Origin of the sequence: Kitasatospora sp. NPDC004614, assembly GCF_042873675.1 — a bacterium.
In the GTDB taxonomy this organism is placed as follows: domain Bacteria; phylum Actinomycetota; class Actinomycetes; order Streptomycetales; family Streptomycetaceae; genus Kitasatospora.
The window spans coordinates 182820-199803 of record NZ_JBIALR010000001.1; the positions used below are offsets into that span (position 1 = coordinate 182820).

18 protein-coding genes are annotated in these 16984 nt (G+C 73.5%); 9 read left to right on the top strand and 9 right to left on the bottom strand.

Translation table 11 applies throughout. The features are described 5' to 3' along the window. Window positions 1-61: 61 nt before the first annotated feature. Entirely contained in the window at window positions 62-553 is a 492-nt protein-coding gene (locus ACFYST_RS00780; protein ID WP_387636284.1) for a flavodoxin family protein, read from the top strand. A gap of 10 nt (window positions 554-563) precedes the next feature. Here the strand turns inward: ACFYST_RS00780 and ACFYST_RS00785 are convergent, their stop codons facing one another. The 6 genes from ACFYST_RS00785 to ACFYST_RS00810 all read right to left on the bottom strand — a co-directional run bounded on the left by ACFYST_RS00785 (window position 564) and on the right by ACFYST_RS00810 (window position 7261). Next, on the bottom strand, window positions 564-1250 hold the full coding sequence (locus tag ACFYST_RS00785) for a ribonuclease H (protein ID WP_387858917.1): 687 nt from the start codon (window positions 1248-1250) through the stop codon (window positions 564-566). A 46-nt stretch (window positions 1251-1296) separates the two neighbouring features. Next, complete coding sequence (locus ACFYST_RS00790) at window positions 1297-2481, bottom strand: ferritin-like protein (RefSeq protein ID WP_387858919.1); 1185 nt, start codon at window positions 2479-2481, stop codon at window positions 1297-1299. After that, window positions 2478-4436 carry a GMC family oxidoreductase gene (locus ACFYST_RS00795; RefSeq protein ID WP_387858921.1) on the bottom strand — a complete coding sequence of 653 codons (1959 nt, stop codon included), beginning with the start codon at window positions 4434-4436 and terminating at the stop codon, window positions 2478-2480. Before ACFYST_RS00795 ends, ACFYST_RS00790 begins: the two co-directional genes overlap by 4 nt. Further along, entirely contained in the window at window positions 4433-5089 is a 657-nt protein-coding gene (locus ACFYST_RS00800; protein ID WP_387858923.1) for a hypothetical protein, read from the bottom strand. The genes ACFYST_RS00795 and ACFYST_RS00800 overlap by 4 nt, the downstream gene beginning before the upstream one ends. 151 nt (window positions 5090-5240) lie before the next feature. Further along, a complete protein-coding gene (locus ACFYST_RS00805; protein WP_387858925.1) occupies window positions 5241-5942 on the bottom strand; it encodes an alpha/beta fold hydrolase in 702 nt (233 codons plus the stop codon). Window positions 5943-6664: 722 nt separating this feature from the next. Next, window positions 6665-7261, bottom strand: coding sequence for a TetR/AcrR family transcriptional regulator (locus ACFYST_RS00810; RefSeq protein WP_387858926.1), 597 nt, complete (start codon window positions 7259-7261; stop codon window positions 6665-6667). 98 nt (window positions 7262-7359) lie between these two features. On the opposite strand from ACFYST_RS00810, the gene ACFYST_RS00815 reads away from it, so the two are divergent. Together ACFYST_RS00815 and ACFYST_RS00820 are read left to right on the top strand one after the other, a co-directional pair. Next, entirely contained in the window at window positions 7360-8469 is a 1110-nt protein-coding gene (locus ACFYST_RS00815) for an FtsX-like permease family protein (RefSeq protein ID WP_387858928.1), read from the top strand. Beyond that, window positions 8466-9131: an ABC transporter ATP-binding protein gene (locus tag ACFYST_RS00820; protein WP_387858930.1), complete on the top strand. Its 666-nt coding sequence runs from the start codon at window positions 8466-8468 to the stop codon at window positions 9129-9131. Before ACFYST_RS00815 ends, ACFYST_RS00820 begins: the two co-directional genes overlap by 4 nt. 7 nt (window positions 9132-9138) lie before the next feature. Here the strand turns inward: ACFYST_RS00820 and ACFYST_RS00825 are convergent, their stop codons facing one another. Next, window positions 9139-9903 carry an alpha/beta fold hydrolase gene (locus ACFYST_RS00825; RefSeq protein WP_387858932.1) on the bottom strand — a complete coding sequence of 255 codons (765 nt, stop codon included), beginning with the start codon at window positions 9901-9903 and terminating at the stop codon, window positions 9139-9141. A 116-nt stretch (window positions 9904-10019) separates the two neighbouring features. On the opposite strand from ACFYST_RS00825, the gene ACFYST_RS00830 reads away from it, so the two are divergent. From ACFYST_RS00830 to ACFYST_RS00855, 6 genes are all read left to right on the top strand, one after another. After that, entirely contained in the window at window positions 10020-10574 is a 555-nt protein-coding gene (locus tag ACFYST_RS00830; RefSeq protein WP_387858933.1) for a PadR family transcriptional regulator, read from the top strand. 127 nt (window positions 10575-10701) lie between these two features. Continuing rightward, window positions 10702-11133 carry a hypothetical protein gene (locus ACFYST_RS00835; protein WP_387858935.1) on the top strand — a complete coding sequence of 144 codons (432 nt, stop codon included), beginning with the start codon at window positions 10702-10704 and terminating at the stop codon, window positions 11131-11133. Window positions 11134-11173: 40 nt separating this feature from the next. After that, entirely contained in the window at window positions 11174-11767 is a 594-nt protein-coding gene (locus tag ACFYST_RS00840; protein ID WP_387858937.1) for a class F sortase, read from the top strand. A gap of 122 nt (window positions 11768-11889) precedes the next feature. Further along, window positions 11890-12720: a hypothetical protein gene (locus ACFYST_RS00845; RefSeq protein WP_387858939.1), complete on the top strand. Its 831-nt coding sequence runs from the start codon at window positions 11890-11892 to the stop codon at window positions 12718-12720. Continuing rightward, window positions 12717-13430 carry a two-component system response regulator CseB gene (gene cseB, locus ACFYST_RS00850; RefSeq protein ID WP_387858940.1) on the top strand — a complete coding sequence of 238 codons (714 nt, stop codon included), beginning with the start codon at window positions 12717-12719 and terminating at the stop codon, window positions 13428-13430. The genes ACFYST_RS00845 and cseB overlap by 4 nt, the downstream gene beginning before the upstream one ends. After that, entirely contained in the window at window positions 13427-14638 is a 1212-nt protein-coding gene (locus ACFYST_RS00855; RefSeq protein ID WP_387858942.1) for an ATP-binding protein, read from the top strand. The genes cseB and ACFYST_RS00855 overlap by 4 nt, the downstream gene beginning before the upstream one ends. Here ACFYST_RS00855 and ACFYST_RS00860 read toward each other — a convergent pair. Both ACFYST_RS00860 and ACFYST_RS00865 read right to left on the bottom strand, forming a co-directional pair. Further along, complete coding sequence (locus ACFYST_RS00860; protein WP_387858944.1) at window positions 14635-15123, bottom strand: nuclear transport factor 2 family protein; 489 nt, start codon at window positions 15121-15123, stop codon at window positions 14635-14637. The genes ACFYST_RS00855 and ACFYST_RS00860 overlap by 4 nt on opposite strands. A 6-nt stretch (window positions 15124-15129) precedes the next feature. After that, window positions 15130-16902, bottom strand: a complete 1773-nt coding sequence (locus ACFYST_RS00865) for an acetyl/propionyl/methylcrotonyl-CoA carboxylase subunit alpha (protein ID WP_387858946.1) — start codon at window positions 16900-16902, stop codon at window positions 15130-15132. Window positions 16903-16984 lie beyond the last annotated feature (82 nt).

Genomic DNA, 16984 nt, shown 5'->3' on the forward strand with positions numbered 1-16984 from the left:
CTACCGTGGAAGTTGCTGGTGCGCGGCCGTTCGAGCCGCCGACCGGAGGAAGGAACCAACCATGCGTGCCGTGATCGTCTACGAGAGCATGTACGGCAACACCGGGCAGGTCGCCCAGGCGATCGCCCACGGCATCCGGACGACCAAGCCGGACGCCGACGTGCGGTGCCTGCCGGTCGCCGAGGCCGAGACCGAGGCCGTCGGGGACGCGGACCTGCTGGTGGTCGGCGGCCCCACACACATGCGGGGCATGTCCACCGGCCTCAGCCGTACCGTCGCCGCGAAGACCGGCGCACCGGAGGAGAGCCCCGGCCTGCGTTCCTGGTTCCGGTCCCTGCCGGCCGAGGGCGCGGGCACCCGCGCCGCCGCGTTCGACACCCGGGTCGAGGGGAAGCACTCCGGAGCGGCGGCCGACGGCATCGCCGCGCGCCTCACCCGCCACAACTACGACCTCACGGCCGAGCCCGTCGGCTTCCTGGTGGAGGACGTCGGCGGACCGCTGCGCGACGGCGAGCTGAACCGGGCCAAGGAGTGGGGTGCGGCGATCGCCTGACATCCGGCCGTCAGTGGGCGGCGGCGCAGTCCGGGTGGCCCCAGCCGGAGCCGACCTTGGTGATGGTCGCGCCCTTCGGGTACGCGGTGCCGCACGGGCAGGTGCCCGGGAAGCGGGCGGCGAGGGTGCGGCCTCCGGCGGACTTGGTCGTGCTCTTCGCGGCGGTGGCCCGGCGGGGCTTGCTCGCGGGCTTGGCGGCCGAGCTCTGCGGGTCGGGCTCGGGCAGGTCGGCCGCGGTGCCGGACGCGCCCTGCTGGGTGCGGGCGGCGTCGCTGGCGGCCTTGTCCGCGATGGCGTTCAGCGGGTCGCCGTCCACCTGGTGTGCCGCGACGTAGACGAAGGTGACGTCCCGGCCGGTCAGCAGCGCGTCGATCCGCTGGATCAGCTCCTGATTGGCGACCGGCTTGCCCGCGGCGGTCTTCCACCCGTTGCGCTTCCACCCCGCCAGCCACTTGGTGACGGCGTCGCGGGTGTAGGTGCTGTCCAGCCGCACCTCCAGCGGCACGCCCGGGTCGGTGGAGGCCAGCAGCTGCTGGAGGGCGGTCAACTCGCCGATGTTGTTGGTGCTGTGGCCGAGCGCCCCGGACTCCCAGCGCTGCGGCACGGCCGCACTGTCGGCGACCACGTACGCCCAGCCCGCCGGCCCGGGGTTGCCCTTGGCCGCTCCGTCACATGCGGCGATCACTCGTTCAAGCATGTGTCGATCATGCCAGGCGCCGCACCGGGGCGGCGGCGGTGGTTGGTCAGGCGAAGGCCTCGGGGGAGGGGGAGCGGGCGGCGGACAGGTCGATGGGGGCGCCCGGGTGGAGGGTGGTGGCCCGGAGGTTGCGGGTGACTTCGGTGGTGGCGGCGTCGAACTGGGGGGCGGTGATCTCGAAGGTGGCGCTGGCGAAGAGGCCTTGGGCGGAGAGGGCCGGGTCGGGGTGCGGGTTGCGGGACAACTGGGCCGCGCGGTCGCGGAGTTCGAGCATGGTGGGGATGGCCAGGGCCAGGTGGCGGGGGAAGCCGTCGAAGGCGGAGGCGAGGTAGCGGAGCAGGACGGCGTAGCGGGAGTTGAAGGCGACGGCCTGCTCGTAGACGCCGCTGGTCTGCTCGTACCGCTGGTAGTCGGCGACCTTGGAGTCGCCGTGGATCGGGTAGGCGTCGTCCCAGGAGACGTCGATCAGCGGGCCGCTGGGCGGGTCCTTGGGGCGGTCGTGGGGGCCGTAACCGCGGCCGGTGTAGATCTCGTTGAAGCGGAACCAGTGGGCGAGTTCGCGTTCCTCGCCGAACACCTCGTTGCTGTTCCAGATGGTGTCGTGGACGCCCTCGCCCTGTTCGGTGATGGTCTCGATCGCCAGCAGCGCGGTGGCCAGGTCCTCGATCGGGAAGACTTCGCCGCCGGAGTTGTAGAAGTCCTCGGGGCCGACCTGGCGTTCGGGGCCGCCGGTGAAGACCCGGTCGTGGCCGAGGGTGCGGACGAGGTACTCCAGGCCCTGGCGAATGGTGTCGTAGAACTGTCCGATGGAGGTCCAGCCGTCGCCGGGGGTGGCCGGGGGCGTCATGCTCTTCGGCTGTTCGATCCGCAGGAAGGTCTTCAGCGCCTCGGGTGAGAAGTGCCGCAGGCCGATCGACGGGACGGTCTCGCCGCTGAACGGCAGCCTCGCCGGGTACTCGGCGACGACCCGGGAGTCGACGACCGGGGTGCCGCCGACGGCGTTGAGCAGGTTGGCGGCCAGCGTCATGTGGAGCATCTCCTCCATCAGGACGGCGCGGATCCCGTAGTAGGCGGGCGTGTTGGTGCCGGGGCGGATGGTGTACATGCCGGTCATGTAGACCGGGATGGTGAGGTGCTCGACCTCCAGCGCCGCCTGGAGGTAGGTGCGCAGCTCGTCCAGGGTCTTCGGGACGGCGAAGCCGGCCTTCTCCACTGCCAGGGCGGTCCTCATGCGGGTACCTCCGCTTCGTCGGCGCCCCGGATGTCGGCCGGGCGCCGGTCGAGGAGCAGGTCGGTGTGGATCTGCTCGGCGCTGCGCAGGGCGAGGGCCAGCATGGTGAGGGTGGGGTTGCTGGTGCCGACGGACGGCATGCTGCCGCAGCCGACGGCGTACAGGTTGGGGTGTTCCCAGGTGCGCTGGAAGCCGTCGACCACGGAGTCCTTCGGGGAACCGCCCATGATGTGCGTGCCGGCGCCGTGCCCGGCGCCGCTGTAGGCCAGGTCCATCGTGGTGCCGTCGATGGTGTGGGTGAAGTGGCCGAGCGGGGGGACGCCGTCGCGGGGCGTGAAGTCGGTGTAGTCGGTGGCGCCGAGGTGCTGGAAGATCTGCCCGGCGACCAGGCGGGCCGCGTAGATCCCGTCGCGGGTGTGCTGGTCGAGGTCGTAGGTGAGGACGGGGCGCAGGTTGCCCATCGCGTCGCGGTAGCGGCGGTCGACGGTGACCCGGTTGGCCGGGTTCGCGGACTGCTCGACGGCGACCTGGAGTTGGAGCTGCCGGCCGATGGTGGAGCCGAGCAGGCGGCGCAGTTCGGGGCCGAAGACGCCGTCGGGGCGGACCTCGCCGTTCTTGTCGCCGCCGATGCCGAGCGCGGTGGCGACGTTGCTCATCGGGGCGCCGGTGGCCCAGCCCCAGCCCCAGTTGCCGATCTCGATCCGGAACGGGGCCCGGCGCCGGCGTCCGTCCCCGAACCGGAAGACCTCCCAGCCGGAGGTGTGCCCGGGCCCGCGGAACGGGCCGACCGGGCCTCTCTTCTCGTCGGCGAGCGCCCAGTTGAGGATGGTGGGGTGGTCCATCAGGTTGCGGCCGACCTGGTCGCTGCCGTTGGCGAGCCCGGAGAACAGCAGCAGGCGGGCGTTCTCGATGGCGTGCGCGGCGAGCACCACCGTGTTCGCCTCGACCACGTACGACCGGCCGACCGGCGAGACCGGGTCGGTGTAGGCGCGGAACTCGACGCCGCTCACCCGGCCGCCCATGGTCGGCCCCGCCAGGCGGACCCGGGTCACCACGCAGCGGGTGGCGAGCGTGACCGTCCTCGGGAAGCGGGCCTGCTGGCGCAGCGGGTGGGACTTGGCCTGCACCGGGCAGATCGGCACACAGCTCGCGTTGCCCACGCAGCGCTCGCCGTAGTTGGGCAGGCCCACGGCGCTGGCCGGCCGGTACCGTTCCGGCTTGTAGTCCGGGTTCGGGGTGGAGTTGCGGGCCTGCGGCAGGCTGTGGACCTTCAACGGGTAGGTGTCGTGGGCGACTTGGTCCGGGATCTGGGTGCCGTCGAGGCCGGTGCAGTACTGGTCGATGTAGCTGGGCGGGATCCGGTGCATCGGGTAGACGTAGTCGGGGTCCGTGACGACACCGAGCTCGCGCTGATCGGCGGCGTCCCCGGCCACGCCGATCTCCAACTCGGCCCGGGCGTACCAGGGTTGCAGGTCCGCCGCGTCGATCGGCCAGTCGCGGCCGTAGCCGAAGTGTTCCTTGGTGGCGAAGTCCTCGGGGTGCATGCGCGGCACCGCCCCGAGCCAGTGCATCGCCGCGCCCCCCAACTCCCGCAGGTAGTCGGTGCCGTAGGGCAGCCGGCCGTTCTGCACGAAGTAGCCGTTGGCGGTGTACTCCCGCTCGCCGGGCTCCGGGTCGGTCACCGGTGCGAGGTCGAGGACGTCGGGGAAGGGGGCGGCGGTGCTGCGCCGGTAGGCGGAGTTGGGCACCTTGGCGACGGCCGAGTAGAAGGTGGACAAGGAGCCCAGGTAGCCGGGCCAGGTCTCGGTGCCGCCGTTCCCGGCCTCCAGGACCAGCACGTGCCAGCCCCGGTCGCCGAGGTCCTTGGCGAGCAGGCTGCCGGCCCAGCCGCCGCCGACGATGACGACGTCGTAGCGGCGGCGGACCGCCTCGTCCGCGCTGACGGTCTCGGTCATGCGTCCTCCTTCGAACTGCCGGGCCGCTCGGCGGCGGTGGGGACGGCGGACGGTCGTTCGGTGGCGGTGGCGGTGGGGACGGCGGACGGCGGAATGTGGCGGGCGGCGCGGAGCCCGGGCAGCAGGTGCCCGGGGACGGCGTCCAGGGCGATCTCGGCGGTCAGCCCGGTGCGGAAGGGGAGTTCGGCGAGGCCGAGGCCCTCGCGCAGCGCCGCGGTGTCGGGCTGGGCGGGCGGCTTGACCGCCCAGGTGCCGAAGCCCGGCGGTTTGGCGCCGGACGGGTGCCCGTGGAAGGTGCGCCAGGCCAGGCCCTCGACGTAGGACTCCGGGGCGACCACGAACTCCTCGTTGGCCACCTGGCGGCGCAGCGCCGCGTGGGCGGCCGGTGCCAGGCGGGGCCAGGCGCCGGTGAGCCACAGGTAGATGAGCGCCCGGGCCACCTCCAGGTGGACGGGGGAGAGGCTCTGCGGGCCGCCGCCGTCCGCGACGGCGGCCTTCCAGGCGGCCCAGAACTCGCCGAACTGCTCGGCCCCGACCTGCTGTTGGGTGGTCTCCAAGTAACGTTCGGCCATGCCGGTGCCGTACAGGTCGAACGCGGAGAACCCGGTCAGCGGCACGGACAGCTCGACGAAGTCCTCAACCTCTTCGGTCACAGCGGGAATTGTCATCGCGCTCCTCTCTCACGGGGAGGTCGCCCGGCCCGGGGCGGATGCCGGGATCCTGAACAGTTCTCGGGCGAACTGCCTTGATTCTTCGCCCACCTGGGTACCGCGTTGTGCTGTCCGCCAAAGGGGGGCCCGGAATTCACCCGTCCGGGTCAGCCAGGGTTTTGAGGAAGGCCGAGACCGCTTCGAGGAACGCCTCGGGCTCGGTGTCGTGGATCATGTGCCCGGCGTCGATGGTGACGAGAGTCCCGCCGGGGATCCGGGCGGCCAGCTCGGCGACGCCGTCCTGCGGGATGTGACTGGACGGGCCGCCGGCCAGCACCAGGGTCTTCGCGGTGATCTCGCCGAGCTGCTCGAGCCAGCGGGGATCGGGCCGGTCGATCTGCCGGCGGACGGGCGCCACCAGCTCCCAGTCGAAGGCCAGTTCGCCGTCCGGCCGGGTCGGGACGCTCGGCGTCCGCGGGCGCGGCACCGGTACGTCCTCCAGCACCAGCCCACGGACCCGCCGCGGCCGGCGCTGGGCGAGCAGATAAGCCACGACCCCGCCCATCGAGTGCCCGACCAGATCGACGGCGCCCAGCCCGAGCGCGTCCAGGAACCCGAGCACGTCGGCCTGCATCAGCTCGAGCGTGTACTCCTTCGATCGGTCGCTGCGGCCGTGGCCGCGCAGATCGAGGGCGTACACCCGCCGGCCGCGGGCGAGCGCGGGCGTCACCACGTCCCAGCTGTCGGCGCCCTCGCCCAGCGCGTGCAGCAGCACCAGCGGCCTGGCGTCCGGCGGGCCGGACACCCGGTAGGACAGCCGGATCCCGCCGACATCGACTGTGCGGTCGTCAACCATGGGGCGAGAATACGGGAGCGCCGGCCCGCGGCCGTCGGGTTCAGGCCAGGCCGAACTGCCGGGCGCGGGCGGCGAGTTCGACGTCGGGACCGGCCGGCAGTCGGGTGGCCTCGCGCCCGTTCAGGCGGAGTGGCGTACCAGTGCACAGCGCCGTTCGCGTCCCCGAAGACCGGCGCGGCCTGCGGGAGCCGTCCGACCGCTGCCACCGCACACAGCTCGGCGGCGGATTCCCCGATGGCCTCGATCGCCTCCGTCAGTGCGTACGGTTCCAGGCCCGGCCGTGGTTCGGTCGGCGCCAGCAGTTCCGTGCCGCCCCACGCGTCGAGCAGTACGACGGATCCGCCGGCCGTGACAGCCGACCCCCGCGACGGCCGCGGGGCAGGTGTCACGACCGTGCCGAGCCGCCGTCCGGTGGCGGCGTCGAAGGTGCGTACCGAACCACTCGTGTCGGCTACCAGCAGCTGTGAAACGTACTGTGCCGATCCGGCGGTGGCCGCGACCGCTGGTCCCGGCCACTTCTGATCGTCCGTCCGCCAGTGTGCCCAGCGCCCGGCCCAGGGGCTGGGAGGGCCGTACGTGGACAGTCGTGAGCCTGACGCCAAGTTAGCTGAGGCATCGGCAGGTGGAAACCGTGCCGCGGTCCCAGCCGGTCCAGGGCGACGCGAACCGGGCACGGCTACAACATGCCTGTCCCTGACGTGAGTTGGATGCCCGGCGGGCCGTCAGTCGGCGGTAGGGCGTACGGCGGTGAGGGCGGCGACGGCGAGGGTGGTGGTGCGGTCGGTGGTGGGGTGGTAGGGGGCGCCGGATTCGAGGGCGGTGACGGCGGCGTTGACCAGGCCCTGGAGGAGGCGGGCGGTGAGTTCGGGGGAGGTGTCGCCGAGGTCGGTGAGGGCCTGGAGCAGGGGGGCGAGCAGTTCGTGGTGGGCGTGGCCGGCGGCCTCGCGGAGGGCGGCGGCGTCGCGGTCGCCGGCCAGGGCGCGGGCGATCCGGTGCTCGCCGTCGCGGACGAGTTCGCACTGGGCGCGGACGTAGGCGGCGACGCGGAGTTCGGGGGTGTCGGCGGCGGCCATCGCGGCGGTGATCCGCTCGGTCCAGCGCGGGGTGGACTCCTGGACCACGGCGGCGAGCAGTTCGGCGCGGTCCGCGAAGTACTTGTAGACGCTGTTGCGGGCCAGGCCGGTGCGGCGGGCGACGGCGGTGAAGGTGACGGCGGCGGCGTCGCCCTCGGTCTCCAGCAGTTCGCGGGCAGCCGTGACCAGCGCCCGGCGCTGCTGGGCGCGGTGGTCGGCGACCGTGGCGGCACTGATCTTCGGCATCTCAACAGTCTAGGAGCTCGGACGGCCCCCGGCTTGGGGACGCCGCGTCGCCATGTTCTATCTTGGGGACACACTGTCCCCATCTCGGAAGGAGCACGGTGTACCTCGCCCTGCTCGAACTCAAGGCCGCCCGCGGCCGCTTCCTGCTCATGGGCTGCGTCGTCCTGCTGGTCGCCGCCCTGGTCGGGATCGTCTCCGGGTTCACCACCGGACTCGGTGACGACACCGTTTCCGCGCTGCGCCGCCTGCCCGCCACCCACCTGGCGTTCTCCCCGGACGCCAAGTCCGACCAGTTCGCCCGCAGCCTCGTCCCCGCCGAGACCCTGACCGGCTGGCAGCAGCAGCCCGGCGTCCGGGCCACCCCGCTCGGCGTCGGCATCACCCGCGGCACCACCGACCGGCACACCGAGGTCGACCTCGCCGCGTTCGGCGTCGAACCCGGCTCGTTCCTCGACCCGGGCGCCGAGGACGGCCAACGCCTCGGCGGCGACGACCAGTTGGTGATCTCCCGAAAGCTCGCCGACGAGGGCGTCGCGATCGGCGACACCCTCACCGTCGACCGGCTCGGCATCGCCCTCAAGGTCACCGGCATCACCGGCCGCGCCTCCTACGGCCACGTCCCGGTCGGCTACGTCACCACCACCACCTGGCAGCGGATCCGCTTCACCACCCCCGGCGCGAAGACTCCCGCCGCCGAACTCCCGCACCAGTACAGCGCGATCGCCCTCCAGGCCGGAACCTCGGAGCTCGCCGCCGCCGACCGCGAGCTCGGCACCCGCACCGTCCCGCTGGAGGACGCCTTCGCCGCCGCGCCCGGCTACACCGGCGAACGCGTCACCATGACGTCCATCCAGTTCTTCCTGTACCTGATCGCCCCGCTGGTGGTCGGCGCGTTCTTCGGCGTCTGGACCGTCCAGCGGCAGCCCGAACTCGCCCTGCTGCGCGCGATGGGCGCCTCCCGGCGCCGGCTGCTCGGCCACACCCTCGTCCAGGCCGCGGTCGTGGTGGTCGGCGGAACCGCGGCCGGCGCCGCGCTCGCCTCCGCCGTCGGGCTGCTGGTCGGCACCGAAGTCCCGTTCAGCCTCCCGGGGTTGGCGCTCACCGCCACCATGGGCACCGTCGCCCTGGCCGCCCTCGCCGGCGCCGCCCTCACCCTCCGCCGGGTCGCCACCGCCGACCCGATGACCATGCTGGGAGCCGGACGATGACCACGCTGACCCTCCGCCAGGTGTCCGTCTCGCTCGGCCGCGGCGACGCACGGACCCCCGTGCTGCGCGGCATCGACGCGACCTGCCGCCCGGGAGTCCTCACCGCGCTCGTCGGCCCCTCCGGCTCCGGGAAGTCCACCCTGCTCGCCGTGGCCGGCGCGATGCTGCGCCCCGACGAGGGCCAAGTGCTGCTCGGCGACACCGACTTGGCGCCGCTCGGGGACACGGAGCGGGCGAAGGTCCGCCGCGAACGGATCGGGTACATGTTCCAGAGCGGCAACCTGCTCGGCGGACTCACCACCGTCGAACAGCTCCTTGCCGCCGCCTCGATCGCCGGACGCCCGGCCCGTCGGCTGCGCCCCCGGGCCGAGACCGCGCTCGGCGAGGTCGGACTCGGCCACCGGCTGCGGCACCGCGCCGACCAGCTCTCCGGCGGCGAACGCCAACGCGTCGCGCTGGCCCGGGCGTTGTTCCTCGAACCGGACCTGCTGCTGATCGACGAACCCACCGCCGCCGTCGACCGCGAACAGGCCGGCACCCTCACCGAGCTGATCGCCAACACCGCGCAGGCCCGCGGCTGCGTGGCACTGGTGGCCACCCACGACCCGGTGGTGACCGAAGCGGCGGGGGACGTGATCGACATGGCTGCCGGACCGCGCTGAGGCGGCGTCAGCGGGGGAGAGCTTCGGCGACCGCGCGGGCGAAGGCCTCGGGATTGTCGAGCATGATGTTGTGACCGCAGTCCGGGACCGCCCGGACGGTCACGCCCGAGGCCACCAGCCGCTCGGCGTCGGCGGGCGCGCCGTCGGCAGCCGGGTGCAGGAAGGTGCGCGGGATGGGCAGGGCCTCCAACTGCTCGCGCAGAGCCGGGGTCGTTCCGCGCGCCCGGTGGACCGCCGTCCGGTACAGGGCCTCGCGCCCGGCCAGGCGCATGGTGGCCCACCACTCCGGGCCGACCCGCTGCTCCGTGCGCTGCCATCCGTCGGCCAGGAACTCCTGCTCCGTGAAGGTGTGGATGGCGCTGCTGCCGGGCTCCGGGACCGGCGGGGCCGGGTCCAACGCGGCGTCCACCAGGACGAGTTGGGAGACCAGTCGCGGGTGCCGGGCGGCGAGCAGGACCGCCACCGCGCCGCCCATGCTGTGCGCGACGACCTCGGCGCCCGTCACCTCGGCGGCCTCCAGCGCGGTTGCCACGGCGTCCGCGTGGGCCTCCAGCGTGTAGGTGAAGTCCGTCGGGCGGTCGCTGATGCCGAAGCCGAGCAGGTCGAGCAGCAGCGACCGGCGGCCGGTCAGCAGCGGGTGCGCGGCGGCGGCCGCCCAGTACACGGGCGAGCTGGCGCCGAGGCCGTGCAGGTAGAGGCGGGCGGGCTCCTCGCCGGGGATCTCCACCCACCGGATCCGGTCGCCGTTCGGGGTCACGAGGGCATGGCGCACGGCCGACTCCCTTGGTTGCTGCGGGACTTGGACGAGGTGGACGATACCTCGATGGCGAGGTATCGCGATACCGATATACCGCGTTGCCGAGCGACGGATGTGGCAGCATGGGCCGCATGCTCAAGCTCGCGATCCTCGGATTCCTGCACGACCGGCCGATGCACGGCTACGAGCTGCGCCGGCACCTGGCCGGACTCACCGGCCACATCCGGCCGATCAGCGACGGCACCCTCTACCCCGCGATCAAGCGACTCGAGGGCGACGGCCTGCTCGCCCGTGAGACCGAACCCGGATCGGCCGCCGCCCCCCGGCACACCCTGCACCTCACCCCGGCCGGGCGCGCCGCACTGCTCGAACTCCTGCGTATGCCCGAGCAGTTGGACATCAGCGACGAGAACCGCTGGTTCACCGTGCTGGCCTTCCTCCGCCACCTCGACAACCCCGCCGAGCAGGCCGCCGTACTCCGCCGCCGGCTGGCGTTCCTCAGCGAGCCCGCCAGCTTCTTCTACGACCGCGACGACCGCGACCGGCCGCTGCGCGCGGAGGAGCTCACCGACCCGTTCCGCAGCGGCATCCTGCTGATCGCCCGCGCGACCTCCGAGGCCGAGCTCGCCTGGCTGAACGAGACGCTCGCGGCCCTGGACGACTCGCCACGTCCGCAGGGTGACTGAGAACTGTTACCGAGCCTGCCGGTGGCTGTTACACAACCGGCGGCTCGCCGAGGGCCGCGCTTCCTAGCCTGAGCTGCGTCAACCCGCGGCCACGGGGCCGCGGGTGGCGAGCGCTCGGAGGAGTTCCATGTCAGGTTCCACGTCCATCCGTCGTGCGGTGCGGTTCGCCCTGGTCTCGGCCGGTGTCGTCGGGGCGCTCGCGCTGCCCGGCGCCGCCGCGTTCGCCGACTCCGCCACGCCGAGCCCGGCCGGCACGGCGAGCCCCGTCGGTTCGGCGTCGCCCAGCGCCGCGCGGTCGGCGGCCCCGTCCCCGGTGGCGTCCGCGCCGGGTGCGGGCACGCCGGGTGCGGGCACGCCGGGTGTGGGCACGCCGGGTGTGGGCACGCCCACCTCGGGCGCGCAGGTCTCCCAGGTGCCCCGGGGTGGTGCGCAGACCGGTGAAGGCGCGGCCGGCGGGAGTTCGACCAGCACGCTGGTGCTCGGGACGGGGTTGGCGGGTGCGGGTGTTGCCGCGGTCGGCGTGCTCGTCGCCCGGCGTCGTGCCGGCGCGCGGGGCTAGTCCGCACCGTCGCGGCCGGCGCCCTTCGTGGGTGCCGGCCGTGGCGGCCGGACTGCTGATCGCCGCCGGGGTGACGCTGGTCAGCACCCGGAGCGCGGACCCGGCGCCGGTGCGGATCACCGCCGCCGGCCCGGCCGCCGCGGCACCGGCCGACCCGTCGCCGCCCGCGACCGCGCAGGCTCCCTTCTCGCCACCGGTGCGGCTGGTGATCCCGCGGATCGGCGTGGACGCGCCGGTGGACGGCGTCGGCCTGAACGCGGACGGCACCGTCGAGGTGCCGCCGCTCGACCGGCCGGAACAGGTCGGCTGGTACCGCAACGGCCCCGCGCCGGGACGGATCGGGCCGGCCGTGCTGCTCGGGCACTACGACACCCGCAAGGGCCCGGCGGTGTTCCACCGGCTGCCCGGCCTCCGGCCCGGCGACCGGATCGACGTCCGGCGGGAGGACGGCAGCACGGTCTCCTACCAGGTGCGCGAACTGCGCCAGTTCGCCAAGGACGCTTTCCCGACCGAGCTGGTCTACGGCGACACCGCGGGCCCGCAACTGCGGCTGGTCACCTGCGGCGGCACCCTCGGCGGCAACGGCCACTACACCGACAACATCATCGTCTTCGCCGACCCGCTGACCCCCTGACCGACCGCCCACCGCCCACCACCCCCGGGGCGGTGGGCGGTCCGGCGGTGGGGGAGACTGGCGGCTCTTCCCGCCCGCACTTCGCCCGCACCCCGCCCGCACCCGAAAGGCGCCGTTTCGACGTGAGGACCTGGACCGTTCGCCCTGCCCTGCTGCGGTGCGTCCTGCTCGGACTGCTGGCGCTGCTGGCGCTGGTGGCCGTCACCGGCTGCCGGGCGCCCGGTGGTCTGGACGACGCCGGGGCGACCCGGCCGATCCAGGCCCACCCGAGCCCGCTGCCGCTGTGGCCCGTGTCCGCGACCTCCGCGCCGCCCGCCGCGCAGGCCTCGGCGGTCCCGCAGGCGCCCGTCCCGCTGCCCGGGCTGTCGGCCGGTTCGCTCACCGAACTCGACGCCCGCGCCGTGCTCGGCGCCGAACCCGACCTGAGCTCGGCCGAGCGGGCCGCGCTGAACGGCCGGTGCACCGGCTGCGAGATCCGGCCCGCCCAGTACCGCGACCTCAACGGCGACGGCAGCCCCGAACTGCTGACCGCCGTGGTCGCCGGCGCCGACTCGGAGGGCGGGCGGGCCGTGCTGCACGTCTACACGCTGCGCGGCCGCGAGGTGCTGCCGGTGCTGACGGTGGCCGCGCTCCCGGGGTTCACCGCCGAGACCGTCGGCGAGGACCTGGTCGTCCACGAGCCCACCGGCCCGTCCGCCGAGACCAGCAGCACCTACCGGTGGAACGCCGGCCGGATGGCCTTCGTCGACCGGCGGATCAAGGCCACCGGCACCGACCCGAACGTCCCCGGCTGCCCGGCCGACAGCGCGCCGACCGTCCCGGTGGTGCCGACCGCCGGGCCGTTGCCGCGCCGCGACCCCACCGACAGCGCGTCCCCCGTCCCGCAGGGCGGCCGCATCCCGGCAGCCCGGCAGGGCGGCGCCGTCCAGCCCGTCCCGACGAGGAACCCATGAGCACTCCCGCCTCCCCGCGCATCCTGCTGGTCGAGGACGACGAGGTGATCCGCGAAGCCACCCAACTCGCCCTGGAGCGCTACGGATTCCCGGTCGACACCGCCGGCGACGGACTGGAGGGCCTGGAACGCTTCCGCGCCGCGCCGCCGGACCTGCTGCTGCTCGACGTGATGCTGCCGCTGCTCGACGGGGTCGGCCTGTGCCGGCGGATCCGCGAGGAGAGCCAGCTGCCGATCCTGATGATGTCCGCCCGCACCGAACCCATCGACGTGATCTCCGGGCTGGAGGCCGGCGCCGACGACTACGTGGTCAAGCCGTTCGAGACCGCCGTCCTGGTCGCCCGGATCCGGACCGTCCTGCGACGCACCGGCTTCGGGCCGACCGCGACGGCCGCCGCTGCGGCGACCGCGCCGGGGAACTCCGTGCGGGTGATCGACGACCTGGAGGTGGACACCGACGCGATGGAGGTCAAGGTGGCCGGCCGACCGGTGCCGCTCACCCCGACCGAACTCCGGCTGCTGCTCGAATTCACCGCCGCACCAGGCGTGTTGATGGAGCGACAGGTGCTGCTGGAGCGGGTCTGGGACTACTCCTGGGGCGCGGACAGCCGGGTGGTGGACGTGCACGTCCAGCGGCTCCGGGCCAAGATCGGCGCCACCCGGATCGAGACCGTCCGGGGCTTCGGCTACAAACTGCGGCGGACGACGTGACGCTCCGCCGGCAGATCGCCGCCGTCATCGCGCTGGTCTCCTGCCTGGTCGCGCTGGCCGTGGGAATCCTGGTCCACCAGGCCTCGGTGCGTCAGCACACCGACCAGGCCCGCAAGTCCGCCATGACCGCCCTCGACGCGCTGCTCACCGGGTACGACGCCACGGGAGACCTGGTCGGCGGCTGGCACGCCGCCGCCGACGACCCGGCCCTGCCGGCCGACCTGCGCCGGCTCGCCGAACGCGGCCACCAGGGCTCGATGCTCGGCCCCGGCCCGCACGGCACCGCGATGTGGGCCGCCGCCGGAACCGACGGACGGGTGCTGTCCGTCCGGATCGACTACGCCGAGGACGCGCGGGCGATCGCCGACCTGGACCGCGCCGTGGCGATCGGTGCCGCACTGTCCGTCCTGGTCACCGTCCTCGCCGGGGTGCTCGCCGCCGACCGGATCAGCAGCCGCCTGCGGACCGCCGCCCGCACCGCCCGCACCATCGCCGGCGGCGACCTCGACGCCCGGATCGGGCGGCTCGGCCGGGCCCGCGACGAAGTGGCCGAACTCGCCGCCGCCGTCGACTCGATGTCCGCCACCCTGCGCAGCAAGCTCGCCGGCGAACAGCGCTTCACCGCCGACGTCGCCCACGAACTGCGCACCCCGTTGACCGGCCTGCTGACCGCGTCCGAACTGCTGCCCCCGGGCCGGCCGACCGAACTGGTCCGCAACCGGGTGCGCGCGCTGCGCGACCTGACGGAGGACCTGCTGGAGGTGTCCCGGCTGGACGCCGGCGCCGAGACGCCGGAACTCGCCGACCTCCCGCTCGCCCCGCTGATGGCCCGGATCACCGCCAACGCCGGGGTCGAGCTGCGGACCGACTCCGACGCCGTGGTCAGCACCGACCCGCGCCGCCTCGACCGGGTCGTCGCCAACCTGGTCGCCAACGCGCAACGCCACGGCCGGGAACCGGTGTTGGTGACGGTGCACGGCACCACCGTGACCATTCGCGACCACGGGCCCGGCTACCCCGAGGAGATCCTCCACGAGGGCCCGCAGCGCTTCCGCACCGGAGCCCGCGAACGCGGCGGCGGCCACGGCCTCGGCCTGACCATCGCCCAGGGCCACGCCGCCGCGATCGGTGTCCGGTTGAGCTTGCGCAACCACCCCGACGGCGGCGCGCTCGCCCACCTCCAACTGCCCGGCCCCGCAGCGCTTTAGCGTTGCGCCGCCATGGCGGGGGTGCCGTGGTCGAGCCAGACGATCGCCGTGGCCAGGTGGCTGATCCGCCAGCCGGCGGGGGTGCGGACCGCCTGGAAGTCGTAGCGGGCGCCGCCGGTGAAGAGCGGGGCGTCGGGGCCGTGCGGGACGTGGGTGGCCTGGACGTTCGCCCGGCCCGTCGCGGTGTCACCGGCCACCTCGATCAGGTGGTTGGTGGTCACGTGGTGGGTGCGCGCCCACTGCGACTTGGGGCCGCCGAAGAAGAGCGGGAGACCGGCGATCCCGGTGTGGGTGCCGTTGGGCATGTCGAGCACGATGCCGTCGCTGAACACCGAGCGGTACCACGCCTCGTCGCACCACCGCGGATCCGGGTGGTCGAGCCCGGAGACGAAGCGGTCGATCAGCGCGCCGATCCGGCTGCGGTCCGTCAGTTCGCGCAGCTGGTCCTCGAGGCGGTCGATGCGGTCCTGAGTGCTGTTCGGCATGGGGTGTCAGTCCTTGATCTCGCAGATGGCGGCGCCGGAGGTGAGGGCGGCGCCGACCTCCAGGGACAGGCCCGTGACGGTGCCGGATTTGTGGGCGTTGAGCGGCTGTTCCATCTTCATCGCCTCCAGGACGACGACCAGCTCGCCCTCGGCGACGAGCTGGCCCTCCTCGACGGCGACCTTGACGATGGTGCCCTGCATCGGCGAGGCCAGCGTGTCGCCGGAGATCGCCGGGCCGGACGCCGACGCCGTGCGCCGCTTCGGCCTGACGCCCGGGGCAGCAGCCGAACGGGCCCCCGAGATGCCCATGCCCGCAGGGAGGGAGATCTCGAGGCGCCGGCCGCCGACCTCGACGACGAGGTTCTCGCGTTCCGGCTCGTCGTTCTCCTCGGCGGCGGCCGGGGCGACGAAGGCCGGGATGTCGTTGACGAACCCGGTCTCGATCCAGCGGGTGAAGACCGTGAACGGGTCGGTGGCGCCGGTGAGTTCGGGGGCGAAGGCGGGGTCGGTGACCACGGCCTGGTGGAACGGGATGGCGGTGGCCATGCCCTCCACCTTGAACTCCTCCAGGGCGCGCTTGGCGCGCTGCAGGGCCTGCTTGCGGTCGGTGCCAGTGACGATCAGCTTGGCCAGCAGCGAGTCCCAGGCGGGGCCGATGACCGAGCCGGACTCGACGCCGGCGTCCAGGCGCACGCCCGGGCCGGACGGCGGGGCGAACAGCGTGACGGTGCCGGGCGCGGGCAGGAAGTTGCGGCCCGGGTCCTCGCCGTTGATCCGGAACTCGAAGGAGTGACCGCGGACCTCCGGGTCGTCGTAACCGAGCTCCTCGCCGTCGGCGATCCGGAACATCTCGCGAACCAGGTCCAGGCCGGTGACCTCCTCGGACACCGGGTGCTCGACCTGGAGGCGGGTGTTGACCTCCAGGAAGGAGATCAGACCGTCCTGAGAGACCAGGAACTCGCAGGTGCCGGCACCGACGTAGCCCGCCTCGCGCAGGATCGCCTTGGACGCCCGGTACAGCTCGGCGTTCTGCTCCGCCGTCAGGAACGGCGCGGGCGCCTCCTCGACCAGCTTCTGGTGGCGACGCTGCAACGAGCAGTCACGCGTGGAGACCACCACCACGTTGCCGTGCCGGTCGGCCAGACACTGGGTCTCGACGTGCCGCGGCTTGTCCAGGTACTGCTCGACGAAGCACTCACCGCGGCCGAACGCGGCCACCGCCTCGCGCACCGCCGACTCGTACAGCTCCGGAATCTCCTCCAGCGTACGGGCCACCTTCAGACCACGACCGCCACCACCGAACGCCGCCTTGATGGCAACCGGCAGACCATGCTCCGACGCGAACGCGACAACCTCGTCAGCACCCGACACCGGATCGGCGGTACCAGCCACCAACGGGGCACCGGCGCGCTGCGCCACGTGCCGGGCGGTGACCTTGTCACCCAGGTCGCGGATCGCCTGCGGCGGCGGGCCGATCCAGGTCAGGCCGGCGTCCAGGACGGCCTGGGCGAAGTCGGCGTTCTCCGAGAGGAAGCCGTAGCCGGGGTGGATCGCGTCCGCGCCCGAATCGGCGGCCGCCTTCAGGACCTTCGCGATGTCCAGGTAGCTGGTGGCCGGGGTGTCGCCGCCCAGTGCGAAGGCCTCGTCGGCCGCCCGCACGTGCAGCGCGTCCCGGTCCGGCTCGGCGTAGACGGCGACGCTGGCGATACCGGCATCCCGGCACGCCCGGGCGACGCGGACAGCGATTTCACCACGATTGGCGATGAGCACCTTGCGCATGACGAGTCACTTCTCCCAGGGGTGGAAACCTGCGTCCGGAAAGTTGGGTCCGGAGACCTGCGTTCGGAAACCTGCGTTCGGA